This is a genomic window from Haloarcula sp. CBA1115, from assembly GCF_000827835.1.
Lineage (GTDB): Archaea > Halobacteriota > Halobacteria > Halobacteriales > Haloarculaceae > Haloarcula > Haloarcula hispanica.
In genome coordinates this window covers 245,031-263,837 of sequence record NZ_CP010529.1, presented here as the reverse complement: position 1 = coordinate 263,837, position 18,807 = coordinate 245,031, and the positions used below count along the sequence as shown (strand labels likewise).

The following is an 18,807-nucleotide window of genomic DNA, read 5'->3' as shown; positions in this document are numbered from 1 at the left end:
ATTCTTGCTACAGATGATTAGCAACCTCTAAATTATAAATGGGTATACAATAAAAAGGAGTGTCCGCATAGGAGTCTGCTACGGCAACCAGACTTCTCAGTCGACGAAGTCACCAAGGTCGTCAACTGGTTCCCAATTCACACCTTGATCAGTAGGCTGCAGATCGTCTTGCAAGAGGTACTGAGTACCCCCGCCCGGCCGGACTTCGTCACTGACATCACTCGCCTGGCGGCGGGTTGTGCTCACTTGGACCCGGATCTGATTGTTTTCGACAAACTCGTCGGTTAGCTCTACTTTTCCCACGTAATTGTACTCCTGCCATTCAGACCGAAGTAATGCTAACCGATCGAGAACCTGCTCTGGCGTTTCTGCCGACTGAAGCGTAGATCTCCGCGCCACAAACCCACCGGCAAGGTTCTCGTCAGGGTTCGAAGTCTGTGACTTACGTTCATACACGCGCCAGAACTCATCGCCTTCTTCGAGTTTCATCTCAACGACGATTGAATCAGGGTCATGCGGTGGATATGCGGCATCCTCCGGGTTCGCGTTCCGACCAATCTTGAAGTTGGAGACTGAATGCTGACTGTTGGTCTCGACCCGACCGATTGTGATTTCGATATCGGCGGTGGTAATCTCGCGGTCCGCTGTGACACTGACCCACGAATCACGCAAGTCATCGTCTGCCAGCAACTCTCGGAACTGCGACCGCTTTGTCGAGTCCAGATCGCCGTACTTCCGTGCACTTGCGACAGCATCGTCAGCTTGGACGGCGTCGTCACCGAGTGTGCGGATCCAGGCACTACGCGCGTCCGGGTCAGTAAGTACGTCATCCAGAACACGCCGACCATTCGCGTCCACGTCTTTGTATTTCCGCGCCGACGCCGCCGCATCCTCCGCCGACACCAGGCGGTCTGCCTTCCACCCGTCGTACAAATTCCGCCGCACCGCCGGGTCCATGTCAGGGCCGAGGAACGCCTGCTGCCCCGAATCGTCCATCCGACGTAGCATCCGTGAGACCTGCTTGGGATTGTTCTCGGCCATCAGCTTCCCGGCGGCCTCCAGTTCCGACGGGGAGCGACCGCCAAGGTCGGCATCTCGGAAGTATCGGGCTGAGAGCTTCCGTTGTTTGGTATTCAGATCGTATACCTTCTGAGGCGTTTTGTCGGCCACATAGCGACGTGTCCGAACCACCTTCCCGACCGTCCGTGAGTTACGTAGTGAGTATCGCGCGAACGGGCGCTTTGCTTGATCAACGCCAAATGAAACTACACGGCCAGCGCTCCGTGCCGGGAGTTCGCTCGCATATTTCACTTGTCTGGCTGCGGTGACCGACTTCCCTAAGTAGCGAGTGTTTTCGATTTTATCAATCGCGCGTGCAACTCTGCTTAATTAACAGAAATTTAAAACGGATGAAAACTTCGGTTAGCAGTTGTAGGTTCAGTACCTCACAAAGCCCGTTAGTTGAGAAGTCTACTTGATGAAGTGTGACCAAACACCAATGGCGACGCCCCGCCGTGGCGGGCGTCGCCTCTGGTCCTGGTCGTTCGAGGAGTTCATCAATATGCTGTGTCGGGCAGCGTGGACGGCCCTCGCAGTGCGTCGGGCCGTCCCCGCGAACCGGCCACCGGATGACCGGTTCCACCGATAATCACCAGGCGGGACGCCGTCTTGTGAGTGGCAACGCTGCCGCGTCGGTGGCTGATCGCCGCCGACAGCGGCACCTCCCCTTCTATTAGCGTCCTTCGACCACTATCGACGACTCATCTCGACAGAACAGGTGACTCAGATCAGGTTAACTGGCGATGCTTTGTGAGGTACTGAGACTCTCCCTTTGGCCGAACCGTTTGTCGGGTCTTTTCGAAAGCACTATTCAGATTTCGCTAAATTGTATCTGATTTCCAATTACCCTTGGTAATTATTGCTTCAATCACCTCGGGAAATTGCTCTTGTTTGAATTTGGCTCGTGCATCAAGAGATGTCCGCCTGATACGTTCCCGGTCACCGTTTTCGGGACCTAATCCGGCGGAGTCAGCCAGTTCGACGGCGATGAGAGAAAAGTCATCGAACCCGTCCTCCATCTGCCATCCAAGATCGTTGTCGATGGTCGCATATTGTTCGGCGGCAAGGGAATAGGATTCATTATAGTTATTAAAACCAGCCACGAGCTGGAAGTCACCAATAATCTCGTGGCCCAATCCAATCTCAGCGGGATCGCGAAAAAGAGTATCTCTGACATCGGTCATGATAGCAACTCCTTGTTCACAGTGACGCTGGCATCGGTCGCCACAGTCAGCTAACCGGAAACAGAGGCTGGCAAGAAGGAACTCTCTCAATGCCTGTGTAAAAAATAATTTATTTGCGGTTGACGCATCTGGTGGACGATTATCATCGGGTAACGGAAACGACTCTGCCATTCCAATCCGAGATGCTGCTGCATAAAACGAGCCTGCTGTTTCAAGGTCATCTAATTCTCGGGCTCGACGTGCTGCTCGGCGATACTCTCCGTAAGCTGAAGACAAGTCCGTATTTGTATTGTCACCATCGCCTTCTTTTTTATCAATACCAGTCATGTGTAGTGGGTAGGATCTCGTTAATCATCTGAATAAATAGGTTTATCTGGATACCCTTTTGGGTCGAGGAACTTGTTCTTAAGCTCATTATATGAATTATAGATTGCGGTTGTGCTTATGATATATAGCATTATCACGTTGATAAGTTCGGACAGTGTATATTTGGCCGTTGACTTGCTTAATATAGACACGGTGACGCCCATTTTGATATATTTCAGAGGGGTTCTCAATAACCCGCTCATCCGTAGCACATTGTTGATTTCACAGCGTCGCTCGAACAGCGTGTTTGAGAGCGTCTCGGCCGGGTTTCCGAAACAGCTCTCGGCGTAGTTGAAACGCTCTGAGATACTGTGTTAGCTTGTCTTTGGAGATACCTCGGTGGGGCGAGAGCCACCGTCGCACCCGCGACGCGTGGCTCTCGCAGGCGTTGACGTGCACCTCGTCGTCGGCGTATTCGCCGTCGCCGTGGACGACGTATTCGCGGTCGAATGCGTCGTCGTCTTCGAGCGGTTCGTACGCTCGAAAGCTGTCGGTATAGACAGTGAGCGACTCCTGCTGGCCGACCGCCAGCAGGAGTCGAATCGTCGATTCGTCTGCGGCTTTCGCCGGGATCACGTACCGCTGTCCGGTGCCGTGGTCGGCGATGATGAACACGGGTGGCTTGTCTCCATTATACGAACCACGCCCACGCGTGGACTCATCTGAATTTGCGTGACGGTCCAAGATGTGCTCGAAGCCACTTGCGCTATCACCCTCTTCCAGCCAAATAGTATCGTTACTTCCCAAATGAGTCGAGAGAGTGCTGCCTGAACGCCGCAAAACAATCACTTTCCGTATGATTTGACGGTCTGTTTCAGCTGCTACCGCAGAGTAGACCGAGGCTGTTCCGATTCACTGCTATGGACAGACGATATCAACCGGATTGCGACGGTCTCTGCCGACAGCTGTCGCTCACCGTCTATCGGGCTGGCCGTGGGCTGACCGTGGTCAGCCCGCGGCCGTTATCTGTGAAGCCGGCACACCAACCCCGTTCGCTTTGATCTTCCACTGCCGACGCAACTCCTCTTCCAACTCGTGACGTATTCAGTCACGGAAAGTCTTGAGCGTGAATTCCTCGGGAAGGTCGCGCCCGCCTCGCCGAGGGCGGGCGACGACCGCCCACCTGAGAACAAGCCACAGGTTCTCCAGCAGTGCTGCGACTAGCATGATGGCAAATCGCACGACGGGATCACGTGTCGTCGTGATCCCGCGTGCTTGCCGCAGCAACCGATAGGTCGTTTCAATACCTGAACGCTTCCTGTAGAGGTGTTCAACTTGCTTCGGTGACTTCTCCGTAACGCCACAAGCCACGTAGCCACGAACAACTTCTCCGTGCTTACCCCGATCACCGTTCTGATAGGAGACAGCGACCGCGAGCGGGGAGCGCAGTTCCCGCTCGCTGTCTTTGTACATCCGATACGTCGTCATGTACGACTTGTGGGTGTCGAGTTTATCTTTCATGCGTTCACCCTTTTTGGGCACGTGAACCACCGTTGCGGCGATATCACGAGCGCGGCGGATGACGCGCTCGTTATAAAAGCTGCTATCGGCAAGCAGGAGGTCGATATCGAAGGGATAGTTCTCGACACGGGCGAGCACGCGCTCGACCGCGTCGGCCTCGTCTTCATCGTTGCGAACATAGGTCATCGCCAGTGTCACCGGCTTTCCGTTGGAGACGACGTACGCCGTACAATATCGGTGGCAGGTCGTTGTGCCGTCTTTAGGAGCCATCGAACAGAGTTCGCCTTCGTTGGCATGATGCTCGCCGTGATAGGGGTTGTCGATGAAGTCGATGGAGACGATTCTCGACCGGCCAGGGTCGAGAATCGTCATGGCAAGGCGTCCAAGCAGAAGGTTAGCGACGAACTCAAGCCAGTCTCGGTCGAGCGTATGCAGCCACGTCAGAACAGTGTCGTCACACGGTGTCCCGTTGGTGTCGTTGCAGGTATCCCAAATCGAGTTCTGGTTGACACAGGCCATAATGACGACGAGCCAGATGTCGCCGGGGTCAAGGGGGCTCCCCTCGACACCCGGCAAGGGAAGGGCCGTAATGACCTCTTCCGCTACGTCTTTTACATCCGCCGCCGAAAGGAACCCGTCTGGATCGGGGACGTTGAACACATCCAGATCCAGACACTTTCGTGTGGTTAATCCGGCGATTCAATTCAGCTGATTACGCTGGTTGGGAAGTACCGATACTGGCCGCCGGTAGCTGTTAGTATATCTCCTCCGGCTCTAGATTGATATAGGCGTCGTCACCGCTGTAGACGGATAGATCGTTCCAGAAGTCGCTGGTTTTGTACTTGTCCCGTTTTACTGATTCGGCTGAAACAGCGCCAGCTATATCCGACAGAAAGCTCCCGAGATACTCTCTATTTCTTTCCCCGTCAGTCGATGTACGCAGCCAGAGATCACTATGCATCGCAACTGAGACGGTCAGTACGTGATCTGCGGTGGCTGATAGGAGGTCCCTCGCTGGTCGATGGGTAACAGTCAGCTCCAGCGGGTCTGGGATAGCCATTCCTTGGCGGCATTCACCATTTTGATACGGTGTGCAATCACTCCGCTTGACGGCATAGTCAGTGCCGTCGAAATGGACCTTGTAGCGGTTCTTATCGAACGGGACTTGCGGAATCCAGCGAACCCCGTGTTGGTCAATTGCAGTGGATTCGACGAACTCCGAGACACCGATCCCAGCGTCGTTTCGCAGTTCGCGTCTCACCTGCTCACCAGTATCGGTGTCCGGTCTGAGCTCTCTGTCTTGGTCGAATTTGGTGATGACATAACTGATCTCAATGGGGACAAGAAACTCGCCAAACGCACTGTACAACCGGTCGCAAAACTCGCACATCTCTTCGGCCTGTTCGGCACATGTCGCTGCCGACGACGGGACGAGAAATTCCCATGTTAAACCTGCTGCTATCGACACTCGAACTTCGGGCCGATTGACCTGTGTCATGGTTCTACAGTGACGGTATCACCGTTTTCAGCGACCAAACGGATCTCATCTACCTGCGCATCTACCCGGTCGTCGAGAACATTCTCCGCGGCTGTCTGTGCCGATGACAACTCATCAGACGGTGCTCTCGTCCGGATCTCTAGCACTTGTGCGTTCTCGGAGACATCTAACTCTGGATCATCAAGCGCATTGTTGTGTTTCTTGTTCATTTCAGATATTTGTGTATTGATATAGTTGTAATCGACGTCGTTATCGGCTCGCGTTTTCACTTCGACGTATTCGGTCGTTCCCCCTTCTTCAACGGACATATCGTAGGCATCGGTCTGTCCTGGCTCCATCTCAACTTCGGCACCGTCGTCCGCGTACCGAATCGCGCTCGCGGCTTCACCGCTTTCTCCTGCCACTGCATCGGTACGCGGGGTAGTCTCATCAAGTATTTCATGCACGTCATCTATGTTATCCCGGGTGGCAGCGCTGTCGACACGCTCGGCGTACCGGCCTGCTTCTGCCGCATCGACATCCTCCGCGTTCGCAATTGCCGAACGCCACTCATCGAAATCGTCGAACCCATCGATACGATCGTTTCGGCCGAGGTCGAAGAAGATTTCCTGTGCGTCGGAATCGATATTGCGGGTGAGTCGAACTCCATCTTCGCCGGAGTCAGCTAACAGCCGTTTGACTGCCTCTCTCCGGGTTGCATCGTCGACATCGGATACCTGTTCAAATATTTCACCCGCACTGATATCTTCGTTTTCGGCCGCTACATCGGCGATGCGACTGTAGTATCTCGTCTCTTCGGCGTCAGTGAGGTCGTCACCACAGCCGGCTAGGCTCGAACCGCCAATTGTCTTGATAGAGTAGAAGCGGTCGCTGCGCGGTCGCGGCGCAGCGCCGATGGACGGTGACCGACGGCAGGCTGAGCTGAAGAACTCTCTTGCCTGGTCGGTATCGAGATCCGAAGCGAACTTGATACCGTTATCGCCGGACGCCTCGACGAACCGGTCGAATTCGCTTCTCTCGTTTGCATCCAGTTCGTCGTACCTCCGCAGCGCCTCGCTGAGGTCCTGTTTCGAAACGTCGGGATCTTCGCGAGACGCTCGAACCAGTGCCCGCTGTGTCCCTGGCGTTTCGTCCATTGCGATGAACGTCTCTAGGGCGCGCTGGTCACCCGAGTTGTGCAGTTGCAGCATCAGTTGACGACCGTCATCGCCAGTCCGGCGCATAGTGCGGCTGACTCGTTCGGTTCGGGATGGGCCTGTAGCACGCTCTGGGAGCGATTCGATGAGTCGTGTCCACCGTGGTGAGTTCAGCCGCTGTGCGTGGCGCACACGCTCGGGTATCGCCACCCGCCCGAGTGCGCGCCGGGTTCCTGCTGGCTTGATATCAGTGCCTTCCGAAATGGTTGAGGCCATCCTGACCGACCGATGGAAGGTCCAGCCTCTCGCTGCCGTTCCAGCATCACCAACTGTGTCAGTTACCTTCCGCAATTTTGCGGCTTTCGAGACCGTTGAGCCACCACCGGTTGCAAGGCCGATACTGAGCTCAGAGCCAGCGACGCCACTGCCGTATCCCACTAACCAGTTCTGACCATAGAGCTTGTAATTCTCTGTCTCAGTCCTCCGGTCGAAGGGGTTCTGCCGGTCTTGAAGATTTCTGGCTGCAGAGGGGAGGGTTTCGGGCGCTCTCAAAGCCGCATCAGGGAGTCGATCGATATTTCCGAGCCAGGTGACAGCCGTCCACGGATGCGAGAGGAAGTATGACAGATCAAGCGCTGATTGTCGAACACCCCATACTCCCCCGCTACGGTATGCGATCTCTTCGATCACGCGGTCTTCCGTCCGCTCGCCAGTAGCCGGATGGTCAGCAGCAGTCTTGGCTAACTCGGGAATTGCTCCGGGAGAAGTGTAGTCACTGGATCGACTGTTCCTGTTGCTATCAACTGCTGTAACAGCTACTGGAGAGGATTCAAAGAACTGACTAAACTCTTGAAAGGCAAACACTCCAGCTTTGTCGATAGGTGTTCGGACGGTGAATTCGACTCGCCTGTACGATGTTGTTGTCTCGTTGTCGAATCGGATTGTCTCCCCATCACCCTGACACGCTGACTCCATGAAAGAGCCCAAGTTCGAGCCTGCTCGACGAGCAAGATACTGACAATCTGGCTTCACTACCAATTTGGAGACACCGCTCGGATCATGCGCACGTAAACGGACGGTATACCGGTATTTTGCAACCAGAATAGCCCCAGAAGAAGTCGAATCAGTAGTCTTGATGTTTTCAGGGCGTACCGTTTTTGTAGTGCCCTGTTGCCTCACAATCACTTTTGTTGTATTTTTTATACGCTTTGTTCGAATGCTTTCGATGGTTACCGTTGGAGCGCGGTGGTCGAACAGGACTGGAGCCGTTCCACTTGTGAACTCCGTCTGGTCAGAGATGCCGTCGCCATCAGTATCAGCACGACTGGGGTCTGTCTCCCGGAGGTGCTCAACGTTGTCCGCAAGTCCATCATGATCGGTGTCAGGCTGTAACGGGTCGGATGTAGCCGTTATGTTCGTGAGATACGACCCATTCGGTGAGGGGCCATGACCAGTTTCATTGAGCGTTGAAACGTCGATATCTGTTTGTTCTGCAATTGTTATTGCGAGTGCTTTTGAAGAACTACTATCTGGACCACGACTAATTTGAGGTTGATACGATTCAGTCTCGCCGCGGTACAACGAACGGAGATATGACCTCAGCAATCGTTTCGAGGGATCGGGACGAGAAACGTTCAAATATCCCTTTGAGGCGTTTGCACTCTGTGTCCGCTGAACTTCCCAGCCTGCGACTTCCTCCGCGTCGGTCAGGTTGTCGCCGTCAGTGTCAACCTGCCTTGGATTGGCGAGATGGTTGTAATAGGAGGCGGTCCTGCCACGATAACTGACTTCCGTGTACTGACCGATTTCTCTGCTGTCGGAGAGGCCGTCGCCGTCGGTGTCAGCGCTCTTCGGATCTGTCGTGACGCGGTCCCCATTGGGCCCACCCAGTATGACCCCTTCGCGTTCCATCTCGTCACTCAAGCCGTCACCGTCCGTATCGTTGATCTCGGTGGTGTTCTCGGCGATCCGTGAGAACACGTTGGGCAGTTCCGAGCGGTCCGTGACATAATTGAATTCTCCGCCGGTGATGTTGGCGATATCCCGGAGTTTATCACGATTCGCGTTGTCGAAGCCGACGGTGTAGACAGTGGTGTTTTGATTAGCGGCCGTCTGGGCCTCCGAAATCCCGCCGTTGCCTCGCCCATCAGTCAGCAGTATCATCACTTGTGCACGGGAGTCGTTGCTGTTAGATGCGAACTGGCTGTTTGCGGTACTGAGTCCCGAACCAATGTCAGTCCCACCGCCGCTGCCGAGATTATCTAATGTCGAATTGGCAGCACCGAAATCCGATGTCAGGTCCTGTGCCACGTATGCGGATGAGTCGAAGTCGACCACTGCCACACGATCCACGTCAAGCAGTCCCGCAACGAACCGCTGTCCAGCTGTATTCCGAAGCTTAACGCTGCTGCTCATCGATCCTGACGTGTCCATGACCAGCGTCACGTCGACTGGGCGTAGCCCATCGTCGTCGGTCTGTCGCACTGGCTCAGTTGCGTTGTACGTCGTCGCCCAGTTGGAGATGTCAAAGACCGCAAACGTGGAGAAGTGAGTCGTTTCCGCAGTGGCCGTGTTGTTAGTGGCGTCAACAGTGGAGTTCAACGGCACGAAAATCCCCGCCTCGGGATCGTATGTGAACACGGCGAGGTCCTGACTCTCATTTTCCACCCCAGTCTCGTTGTACGCCAGGGTAACGTTAGCCGAGGAGAATTCTTGCTCGGAGTTGAGTTTAACAACTGGCGAGGCACTCATATTCCCTACGCGAGACGTGTTGAACCGTGGGTCATCTTGCGGGGCGATGGTCGTCCCATTGCCGATGTCACCGTTGCCAGTCAGGCTCAGTGTGACTCCGAGCGTCTCGTTGGCCGCCGTCGTGGTATAGCTCTCCTCACCGTCACTGACACCGTTGTCGTTGCTATCGGCGACGAGTGGGTCTGTTCCGAGGCGAACTTCCTCGCCGTCTGGAAGGCCATCATTATCTGTATCCGCTTTGAGCGGGTCGGTTCCAAGCTGGTGGACCTCTGTCCCGTCCAGCAGTCCATCACCGTCCGTATCTGGATTGTTGGTAAGGGTTCCTGCGACGGTCTCGTTGTAGATGCTTAGTGAGTCGTTATCTGGATCGGCAGCGCCGTCCTGCACGCCGTCATCATTCGTGTCAGGGTCGGTCGGATCAACGCCTTGGAGCCGTGATTCGACGTCATCAGTGAGTCCGTCACCGTCTGTATCGTTGCTTCGGGGGTCAGTACCGAGTCGGTATTCGCGATATGCCGGTAACGTATCATTGTCCCAGTCTTCTGCGCCGTCAATCACAGCATCCCCGTCAGAGTCTGCTACCTTGGGGTCGGTCTTCGTGACGTTTCGCTCGTAGGCATCCGGAAGTCCATCGCCATCAGTGTCATTCGAGGGCGTCGAGCGCGTGGCGACGAAGAGCCACTGGATATCCCCGACATCGGTTCGGTTGTCACCCGTGTAATCATACGCGCTCCAGTTGGCACCGGCTGCTGTGGATCCCAAGTGACGTGATAGGGCGTCAACGTCGACGATGTTGACAGCGCCATCGCCGTTGACGTCTTCGTAGAGTCCGTCGCCATCTGGATCAGTAGGCTGGTTATCGCCAACGAGCGGGTACGGGTGAGAGTCGTTTTCCCGGGGCGCTAACTCCGCGATGGCACTCGCATTCGGCTCGGTTGAGCCATTCCAGCTGGTCGAAAGTGGTCCGGTCGCCTGGTTCCCAGCCGTTGAGGCGGGTGTTTGTGTCGGTTGTGTCCGTGTTGGCTCGTTTCCGGCCGTGGTGACGGCCTGGTTTCCGGCACTTGTACCAGAGATGTCATTGCCGGCCGTCTGCAATGGGCCAGCCCCGGTACCGGTCATCATTCCCGATACGGGACCGACAGTCACTAATAGTAATACTCCAAATAACGCTTGTAATTTTGTCGTTGAACTTGCCATATAAACCCCCACCAGAGGTAGTATTGTGAATTTGAATCAGTAACCAGAATACTTAATCCTACTTATTGAGACAGTATATTTAATGAGGAAGCTTGCGACAGTATTCGGCCTTTGTATAGCAGTATCCCTCTGGGCGGGGATCGCGATGGGGGCGGGAACGACCAGCGTCGTGATCCAGCCTTCGACTGACACTGTTACGGTTGGAAACACAACCACTGTTGATATCGTAGTCACGTCGACCACAGGCGGGGTGGGTTCACTGGATCTCGATATCGCAAGCACCAACGATTCGGTTGCAACAGTCTCGAACACGTCTGTTGCTGGAAAGCCAGAAACAGTCCAGTCTGCCGAGGAGGCGAACGGCGTCCGCATTGCGGCGACTGGAATGGATACCGCCGACAGTAGCTCGACATCTGTTGTCTCTGTCACGCTCACCGCCGAGGCTGTCGGAACGAGCGATGTGGACCTGACTGTTGCAGCCGTCGGTGACGAATCCGGGACCGCATACAATGTCACCAGCGTCCGCGATGGAACACTGACAGTCGAGTCCGGAGGGAACACAACGGAGACACCAACACCGACTCCGACTGCAACAGAGACACCAACAGAAACGCCTACCGAAGAAGAATCGTCGAGTTCCGGCGGTAGTAATGATGACGGTGATAATGATGGCGGAGATGACGATGATGGTAGCGACTCCAGCGGCAGTGACTCTGGTGACACAGCAACAGCGACGGCCACACCGACAGTAACGGAACCGACGCCCAGTGACACCCCAACAACAACGGCCACGGAAACTGAACACTCGACCGAGACAGACACCAAGCAATCAACCTCAACCCAGACCAGCAGTGGTGGGCCAGCAATCACACCGTCTCAGACCGGGACCACAGACACTGTCGAGCCGTCTGGCGGCTCACCCACGAATCTGCTTATTGCCGGGAGCATGATCGTCGCTGTTCTCGGTGGGATCATCATCTATCGTCGGTTGTAGAAGCGAGTCCAAGACACACGACACGTTCTCACCTCGCTGACCGGCTCAATTGGATGGCGTCTGTGGCTTCCTTGTGAAGAGTTGTCGGCAACCTACTCACCGCCGATGATGTCGTTCGCCTCGTCACGAGTCCGTTTCGCGGCCTCCTGAGCGTAGCCTTCGTGGGTTGTCTCGATGGATTTGTGCCGGAGAACGTCCTGTGCCAGTTGCGGGTTCTCGCGATAGATCTCCCGTCCCAATCCACGGCGAGCACCGTGTGGCTTCAGCGGGTCTTCGAACTCGTACTCAGACCACTCACACAAGTCTGCCAAGATGTTCCGGGCCGACTGCGTGGTGATCGACGGCGTGGGATCAAGCGCTTTCGCAGCGTTGTCGAGTCTGGGGAAGACAGCTTCATTCTCGTCGGGCTCTCGAAGCTGCTTCCAGCGCCGAAGCGGGCGAAGTGCATCGTCGAGGATCGGCGCAGACTCGCGGGAACGGTTCTTGCCGAACACCTGCATTGTACCGGCTTCGAGGTTGACGTGTCGCCACCGCAGACCATTCCGTTCTTCATCATCGGAGACAGCAACCAGTTCCGCGCTGCGGGCTCCTGAGTACGCGAGCAAGAAGACGAGTGCTTGGTTGCGGTAGGCCGCCGTGCGGTCGATATCGTCGCTTTCGACGGCCTTGTCGACGCGAGCCGTCGCGGTAGCGCAGATAGCGTCGCGGTCCCGGGCGGTCCAGTACTGCTGGTCTGTTTCAGTCTCGTCGGTTGGCAGCGGGCCTTCGGCGTGGTTAGTCTTGGCTGGGTTCGTCGGAATCAGACTCTCGTAGACGGCCCACGTCAGAAACGAGCGGACGTAGGCGAAGTAGCGTCGGGCTGTTTCTGGTGAGATATCGTCTCTGTCGTCGGCCCGGGCCAGGTCACGAGCGTACTGCCGACAAAGGTCGTCGTCGATATCCTCGGGACTGGAGATACCGTGCTGGTCCCGGGACCAAGCTGCGAACTTCCGCAACACGCTCGCGACGTTCGTTCGGTAGCGCCCGGAGTCGATATCGACCAGTCGTTTCTCGATGGCTGTTTCGAGGGCGTCACCCCCGGGAGTAGCGTCGTATGCAGGCGGAAGACGATCCATGCTTCCCGTACAGCGGCGGTCCGGGTAAAACTGGTGGTGCTTATTACTATAATACAAACCTAATTCACAAACCAGAATATCGCCGTCTCAGGCACTCTGTGCGCGAATATTTGGGTATTCTGTTCCTGATAAAGTATATGTAGCTATATCAATTTGCCTCAGTCTGGAAGTTGAGACTACAGGGGGTTTAGCGGGGCTATGATGCGTGGTTTCGGCTGGTTCAGTGATCGGGAACTGGCTCAGACTGCTCTCCAAACACCCGATCTTGTTGCACTACCAATCATATACGCGAATATCGGAGACTTCCGACAGCGTTGCCACTCAGGCACCGCGCTATTACGGGTGGAGAACCTCACTATCCGATTCCGGTTTCTTTCTTCAAAAGCGTCAGCGTGTTGTCGGCTGTCACAATTGGCGAGTGTTCGTACTCACCGGTCAATTCGACCTGCACGAGTAAATCGACCGCACGCCAAATCGAGTATAGCAGACACGCGAATGCGAAGTAGAAGAACCGCAACCCGAAATTCTTCGATGTCGTGGCAGCCATGAAACGTTTGATCGATTTGTAGCCACTCTCGATTTCCCACCGGTAGCCATACTCGGTGAGGAAGCCACTACCGCGATTGGACATGAACACCGAGTACTGGCGGTGGTCGTCGTGCTCTGAGTCCTCTTTCCGCCGATAGATCAGCGTTGTCTCGTGCCACTCGTTCTTCCCGAGATGGAGCTTGCGGTCGGTCTCGTATCGGTCTTGACCCCGCTGGAGCAATCGCTTGGCCTGGGCTTTCTCGCTGGTTTGCATCCGCTTCGGCACGACGTACGACAGTCCACGCTGGCTGAGCATCTCCAGAATGTGCTGGCTATCGAACTCCCGGTCCATCAGCACGTTATCGACGTGAACGAGGTCCTCGGCAGAGTTGAGCAAGTCTTCGACGATTTCTAGTCGTGTCTCTCCCTTTCGGACCGGGCGCGCATCCAGCACGATTGGAACGGCGTTGCCGACCAGTTGGACCGTCGCCCACTGATAGGCGTACTCATCGGTCTTCTCCTGTGTCCCAATAATCTCGTCTTCGTGCCCGGTCCTGTCGCCTTTGAACGGGTCCGCTTCAGTAATATCGATAGCGACGATCCCCGCTCGGAAGAACTCCTCTGTCTCTTCGACTTCATCCAGTAACCGATTCACGGCCCGTGCATACATCTCCCGAACCTGTTCAATCGAGAGGTCACGAATCTGATCCCGATGGGCGTGTCCCAACGGCGTCCGGTCCCGGCTCGACTCGTGAACGAAACTGCGAGCCCCCTCGTTAGCAGCCAACCGTTCTCGAAGTCCGAGATGCGTTTGTAAGTCCCAATATGCGTTCTCGTGGATTTCACAACCATCACCACGATCTAACGAGAAGGCTGGCAAGACAATACGGCTGATGTGGTCCGTAATCGATGCCGCTTCGTCGAGAACGGCTTGATCGTCTGGGTCTGATTTGCTCGCTTCGTCATCGTGCGATGGAAAGCTACGTTCTGGCTCGCGCGGAACAGCAACGCCCGCGTTCTGAGCTTTGATTAGAATTGTCCGCGCAGCTGCCTCAATTGTCTCGCGAAGCTCTGTAGTGAATCGTTCGTGCCAGCTTCGCCATAGCGTCGACTGGTCTGGGACCGTCTCTATGTCTAGTTGTTCATGGAGTTCAGGATGGTGAGTGAGGTACGTGAGGAGTGCCGTCTCGTGGGCCCAGCCGTGAAGTTCTTTGAGTAGAAATAATCGGAACAGTTGAGCCATCTCGTACTGAATAGCTCCAAAATACCGGACATGTGGCCCAAACTCGACGTACGCTACTGGGTAGTGAGATACGAACTCGTCGACGGAGTGGTGAGCCTGGTGGTCGAACCATGTGGACGCAACGGTCCAGATGTCTTCTTTCAGGCCGGCGAGAGAACTCCGGTCGTAGAGTGAAGTCGAATCATATGCTGGCCACTCAGCGTATGACTGCTGTGCGATTCGTCGAAAGACACTGCGTTGAGAGTCGCAACTCGCAACCACTACGAGATGCTGGCCACGGCAGGCTCAAGAATCCGTTTACTGCTCAGTACAGGGAAGGTACGTAAACTCACTTCGCTCTTGCGAAGGAGATTGTTGATAGCGAGAGCTGCGGCTGAAAGTCGAAGAGGGCAAGGGCACCGCGCCAGCGGTGCCCGATATGTTCCCAATAAGCCGGTTCGTGTCGGAATCGGCTGCAGCGGACCTGTTGCAGCAGGTTCGCTGGCGTGATGGCGTCGAGTGCCCCGCTGCCGTTCTGACCTGGCGGTCAGAAACGGCAGCTATCGGGAGTATCAGCGGTATCTGTGTAAGAATTGCGGCCGGACGTTCAACGACAAGACCGGCACGATCTTCGCTCATTCGAAGCTCTCGCTGAAAGAGTGGTACTTCACGATATACGTGTTCTTACGGTTCAACACGAGTATTCGCCAGATCGAGGCGGAGCTCGATCTTTCGTACAGAACGGTGAGACGGCGCGTCGAGCGCTTCGCCAGCGCGCTCGACGCGCCTTCGATCACACTGTCTGGACCGGTCGAAATCGACGAAGTGTACGTCTCTGCCGGTCTCAAAGGCCGCGAGCGCGACCAGGAGTCGCGCTCGCGTGGCCTGTCCACGCGTGGACGAGGCTCGTACGACGGCGACAAACCGCCGGTGTTCACGCTGGTCGATCGTGGCTCGGACGATCGATACGTCGTGCCAGCGAAATCCGCTGGTGAATCGACTATTCGACTCCTGCTTGCTGACCACGATGAGGAGTTGCTGACCGTCTATACGGACGGATTTCGAGCGTACGAGCTGCTCGAAGAAGACGACGCATTCTCCCGCGAATACGTCGTCCACGGCGACGGTGAATACGCTGATGGCGAAGTACACGTCAACGGTTGCGAGAGCCACGCGTCGCTGACGCGACGGTGGCTCTCGCCCCATCGAGGAGTGTCAAAGGACAAGCTAACACCGTATCTCAGAGCCTTTCAGCTCCGCTGCGAACTCTACAGAAAACCAGGTGACGAAGCGCTCAAACATGCTCTTGATGCTGCCCTCTGAAAATCAACAACGTGCTTCACAAGAGCGACTCACTTTTTTGAAGTCCACAAGACAGATATTGCCTTGACCGGAAGTTCAGTTATGCCCCGTGACACCCTCGTTTCGTGGAAAACATTTGCTCTATTCCTCCTCTTCCCGCCTCTTGCCATCATCGCTATTGTATTGTTCCCTCTGACGCTACTCGTCCTATTCTGGCTCTATAACAGGGGAAAGACCCAAGCAGTACGTGAGAGAACCACCTCCGAGCCGGGGTCATCTGTTGATAACTAAGCACCTTACTGAGCAGTTGTTTCACCTGCAAGATAGGGGGCGAAAGCTGTATATCAAATCTGTCTCCAGAAATCCCGAGTAGTGGTGACGGTGCAATCAACAGCCATACTATTTTGATTTGGTCCCGTAAATACCAATAGTGGCCAGCATATTTGTAGAAATACCACTGATGGAGCGAGATGACTTCGACGAGACGGCCCCTGGCGAAATCATTCCCACGACAACGCCGAAAGGGACGTATTCGGCGTTCCGGCCTGACCCGCTTCCCCCCTCAACTGACACTGAACAGCTCATTACACCGCTGGCCGAGGCGACACAGGCACTTGGACGACTCCACGGTATCGGCCCACGTGTTGGCTCAAGAGAGATCCTGATCGAACCGTTCATTCGAAAAGAAGCCCTGGAATCCTCGCAAATCGAAGGAACACATGCTACCCTCTCGGATATCTACGCCTATGAGGCCGGACAGGAAGCTCTTATCGACGAAGACAGACAGCAGGGCACCCAGGAAGTCGTGAACTATCTACACGCCCTGACGCACGGATTGGATGCGATCACAGCTGGCGATCCAATTACCGTCGAATTGCTGTGCGAAATGCACAACCGGTTGCTTTCGGGTGTCCGTGGGGATGAGGCTGACCCAGGTGAACTTCGTACAACCCAGAATTTCATCGGCAGTACGCCATACATCCAAGACGCCAGGTACGTGCCGCCACCACCGAACGAAATCCCTGACCTTCTCGAAGACTTGCTCGAGTATGCGAACCAAGAGACGAATTTACATCCACTCCTCCGAATCGGATTGATTCACTACCAATTCGAGACGATTCATCCGTTTCTCGATGGGAACGGACGACTCGGGCGGCTATTGATCAGTCTCCTCCTACAACGTGACGGTCTTTTGCCCGAGCCGTATCTCTACCTGAGTTCGTATTTCAATGCACGACGTTCGGACTACGTCGATCACCTACTGGCAGTCAGTCAGCGGGGTGAGTGGGAAGAATGGTTGCTGTTCTTTCTACGTGGTGTGCAGTCACAGGCAGATGAAGCTCACCAGCGAGCGAACCTACTGGTCGACCTCCGAGAGGACTATCAACAGCGCTACCAGAGCGAGCGGTCTGAGAATATCCTCGAACTGGTCATGCGACTCTTCGAAGATCCGTACTTGGACGTGAACACAGCAGCCGACTGGTTGGATGTCGAATACAGCACAGCCAACCGACTGATTGGACAACTCGAAGATGACGGGATACTCGAAGAACTCACTGGAAAAGAGCGTAATCGGTTCTACCGTGCAAGCGAAGTCTTCGAGATTATTAACAAGCCAATCGACCAGCTCTAGATCATAGCCTAACAAGAGACGAGCCATATGCATTGAGATGGCCAATCTCAACTACTGGGGAGAGGGGGAAGTCACGTTTTCGGGATCTCAAGTTCTAGGCACTGTCTAGTTTTGGATGACCTCAGTTGGCGTTCGTCCGTCAAGTGCTTGGTTGGGTCGTTCGTGGTTGTAGTGGTGTCTGAAGCGTCGTAGCCACTGTTTCGCGCTGGATTGACTGCCCCTCCAGAAGAAATGAAAGCGGTCGATTCGCATGGTCACAGTCTGGAACCACTTTTCGATGTGGTTCCGGCTTCGGTAGTTGAGCCGACCGCTCAAATCGTGGCGTGAGAGGGCAGTCAGATAGCCGCCAGCATCGGCGAGAAACTCTGTATCGGCGACATCGTGTTTCTGAGTGAGTCGGTGCAGGAACGCCGCCGCGGGGTCGGTCCCGCGGCGGCTGAACACGTCGACCTCTAGCAACAGCTTCGAATCAACGTCGACGGCGGCGTACAGCCACTTCTTTTCGCCGTCAACCTCGATTTGTTTCTCGTCGACCGCGACCCGCGACGGCTCCGCCGTCGGCGGGTCGCTCTGTGCTTCCGATAGCGTGTGAACCCAGTTCCAGACCGCTCCGTGAGAGCGATCGACACCCAGCAAGTCTAAAATTGCGACTGTCTCCCTGATCGACAGCCCCGCCGTGTGGAGACGCACCCCAAACCGCCGGACTGGTGTCGGGGTGCGCTCGTTCTCCCAAACGTCTTGACTGTCCTCGTCTAACGTTTCTCTGAGGAGGTCTGCGAGCTTCATGGACAAAACTCACTAAGACCTCCTCGCTTCTCAAACTCGCTCAACTAGACAGTGCCTTTACGTGTACCATATGTGTATTTGTGACAATTAATTCTTTCCGAGAGTAGTTAACGCAAATAGATAGTCTGGTAGCTCATTCTATTGACTTAAGAGTCTAACAGACGCAAATCCGCTACTCCTCGGTGGCAGCCTCCCAGCCCTTATGAAAGTACACCAGCGCCATGTCGGAGTCAAAACACTGCCCGGATGGAACGTGCTGAAAGACGTTTTGTTCAGGAATTGGCTCAACCACACCCTCATTGAGTAGACTGGTGACCACCTCACAGCCTCGTGGCTCGTCGATCTCGACAGTATCGGGACGCTGCCGGTCGCGGTCCTGTGCGATCTGTTCGCGCTCGAAGCGCTCGTAGTCTGGAACTGTTTCAGTCGGGTCCATGAAGGAAATCCCTCACCCGACCGGGGAGACACAAAAGTAGCGTTAACCAACAGTCGGGAAGTATTGCGGTCGCTATTGGTTAAGACACCAGCGTGTCATAGAAACGTTCGCAAGACCGAGAGAAACTTCCTCGTCAAGC

Annotated in this window: 12 protein-coding genes and 4 pseudogenes; 5 read left to right on the top strand and 11 right to left on the bottom strand. The window is 55.3% G+C overall.

Annotated features, from left to right (window positions below; all coding sequences use genetic code 11):
* Positions 1-96: 96 nt before the first annotated feature.
* Positions 97-1,170, bottom strand: coding sequence for a hypothetical protein (locus tag SG26_RS01065; RefSeq protein ID WP_050036605.1), 1,074 nt, complete (start codon positions 1,168-1,170; stop codon positions 97-99).
* A gap of 328 nt (positions 1,171-1,498) precedes the next feature.
* Here SG26_RS01065 and SG26_RS21015 point away from each other — a divergent pair.
* Positions 1,499-1,648 (top strand): annotated as a pseudogene (locus SG26_RS21015) (ISH3 family transposase); the annotation flags it as partial.
* 232 nt (positions 1,649-1,880) lie between these two features.
* Here the strand turns inward: SG26_RS21015 and SG26_RS21010 are convergent.
* The 6 genes and pseudogenes from SG26_RS21010 to SG26_RS22155 form a co-directional block, all read right to left on the bottom strand.
* Entirely contained in the window at positions 1,881-2,570 is a 690-nt protein-coding gene (locus tag SG26_RS21010; RefSeq protein WP_154020780.1) for a hypothetical protein, read from the bottom strand.
* 261 nt (positions 2,571-2,831) lie between these two features.
* Positions 2,832-3,398, bottom strand: coding sequence for an IS1595 family transposase (locus SG26_RS01045; RefSeq protein WP_228841619.1), 567 nt, complete (start codon positions 3,396-3,398; stop codon positions 2,832-2,834).
* A gap of 159 nt (positions 3,399-3,557) precedes the next feature.
* Positions 3,558-4,730: pseudogene (locus SG26_RS01040) on the bottom strand (ISH3 family transposase).
* Positions 4,731-4,824: 94 nt separating this feature from the next.
* Positions 4,825-5,568, bottom strand: a complete 744-nt coding sequence (locus SG26_RS01035) for a hypothetical protein (protein WP_050036601.1) — start codon at positions 5,566-5,568, stop codon at positions 4,825-4,827.
* Positions 5,565-9,842: a VWA domain-containing protein gene (locus tag SG26_RS01030; RefSeq protein ID WP_154020779.1), complete on the bottom strand. Its 4,278-nt coding sequence runs from the start codon at positions 9,840-9,842 to the stop codon at positions 5,565-5,567. Before SG26_RS01030 ends, SG26_RS01035 begins: the two co-directional genes overlap by 4 nt.
* Positions 9,843-9,866: 24 nt before the next feature.
* Positions 9,867-10,574: pseudogene (locus tag SG26_RS22155) on the bottom strand (dockerin type I domain-containing protein); the annotation flags it as partial.
* Positions 10,575-10,797: 223 nt separating this feature from the next.
* On the opposite strand from SG26_RS22155, the gene SG26_RS01025 reads away from it, so the two are divergent.
* A complete protein-coding gene (locus tag SG26_RS01025; protein WP_050036599.1) occupies positions 10,798-11,646 on the top strand; it encodes a hypothetical protein in 849 nt (282 codons plus the stop codon).
* 92 nt (positions 11,647-11,738) lie between these two features.
* Here the strand turns inward: SG26_RS01025 and SG26_RS01020 are convergent, their stop codons facing one another.
* Together SG26_RS01020 and SG26_RS01015 are read right to left on the bottom strand one after the other, a co-directional pair.
* On the bottom strand, positions 11,739-12,761 hold the full coding sequence (locus SG26_RS01020; RefSeq protein WP_050036598.1) for a site-specific integrase: 1,023 nt from the start codon (positions 12,759-12,761) through the stop codon (positions 11,739-11,741).
* 355 nt (positions 12,762-13,116) lie between these two features.
* Positions 13,117-14,793 (bottom strand): transposase, encoded by a 1,677-nt coding sequence (locus tag SG26_RS01015; protein ID WP_050036597.1) that lies wholly within the window; start codon positions 14,791-14,793, stop codon positions 13,117-13,119.
* A 157-nt stretch (positions 14,794-14,950) separates the two neighbouring features.
* On the opposite strand from SG26_RS01015, the pseudogene SG26_RS01010 reads away from it, so the two are divergent.
* From SG26_RS01010 to SG26_RS01000, 3 genes and pseudogenes are all read left to right on the top strand, one after another.
* Positions 14,951-15,834, top strand: a pseudogene (locus SG26_RS01010) (IS1595-like element ISHja1 family transposase).
* Positions 15,835-15,915: 81 nt separating this feature from the next.
* A complete protein-coding gene (locus tag SG26_RS22150) occupies positions 15,916-16,104 on the top strand; it encodes a hypothetical protein (RefSeq protein WP_050036596.1) in 189 nt (62 codons plus the stop codon).
* A 169-nt stretch (positions 16,105-16,273) separates the two neighbouring features.
* Positions 16,274-17,446: a Fic family protein gene (locus SG26_RS01000; RefSeq protein ID WP_050036595.1), complete on the top strand. Its 1,173-nt coding sequence runs from the start codon at positions 16,274-16,276 to the stop codon at positions 17,444-17,446.
* Between the two features lie 105 nt (positions 17,447-17,551).
* On the opposite strand, the gene SG26_RS00995 is transcribed toward SG26_RS01000, so the two are convergent.
* Entirely contained in the window at positions 17,552-18,232 is a 681-nt protein-coding gene (locus SG26_RS00995; protein ID WP_014030809.1) for an IS6 family transposase, read from the bottom strand.
* A 172-nt stretch (positions 18,233-18,404) separates the two neighbouring features.
* Positions 18,405-18,668, bottom strand: coding sequence for a hypothetical protein (locus SG26_RS00990; protein WP_014030810.1), 264 nt, complete (start codon positions 18,666-18,668; stop codon positions 18,405-18,407).
* Positions 18,669-18,807 lie beyond the last annotated feature (139 nt).

What these genes read in the sequence shown, in the direction of transcription:
- SG26_RS21010 (WP_154020780.1), bottom strand. Translation starts at nt 2,570, where the DNA reads ATGACTGGTATTGATAAAAAAGAAGGCGATGGTGACAATACAAATACG.
- SG26_RS01035 (WP_050036601.1), bottom strand. Translation starts at nt 5,568, where the DNA reads ATGACACAGGTCAATCGGCCCGAAGTTCGAGTGTCGATAGCAGCAGGT.
- SG26_RS01025 (WP_050036599.1), top strand. Translation starts at nt 10,798, where the DNA reads ATGGGGGCGGGAACGACCAGCGTCGTGATCCAGCCTTCGACTGACACT.
- SG26_RS01020 (WP_050036598.1), bottom strand. Translation starts at nt 12,761, where the DNA reads ATGGATCGTCTTCCGCCTGCATACGACGCTACTCCCGGGGGTGACGCC.
- SG26_RS22150 (WP_050036596.1), top strand. Translation starts at nt 15,916, where the DNA reads ATGCCCCGTGACACCCTCGTTTCGTGGAAAACATTTGCTCTATTCCTC.
- SG26_RS01000 (WP_050036595.1), top strand. Translation starts at nt 16,274, where the DNA reads ATGGAGCGAGATGACTTCGACGAGACGGCCCCTGGCGAAATCATTCCC.
- SG26_RS00995 (WP_014030809.1), bottom strand. Translation starts at nt 18,232, where the DNA reads ATGAAGCTCGCAGACCTCCTCAGAGAAACGTTAGACGAGGACAGTCAA.
- SG26_RS00990 (WP_014030810.1), bottom strand. Translation starts at nt 18,668, where the DNA reads ATGGACCCGACTGAAACAGTTCCAGACTACGAGCGCTTCGAGCGCGAA.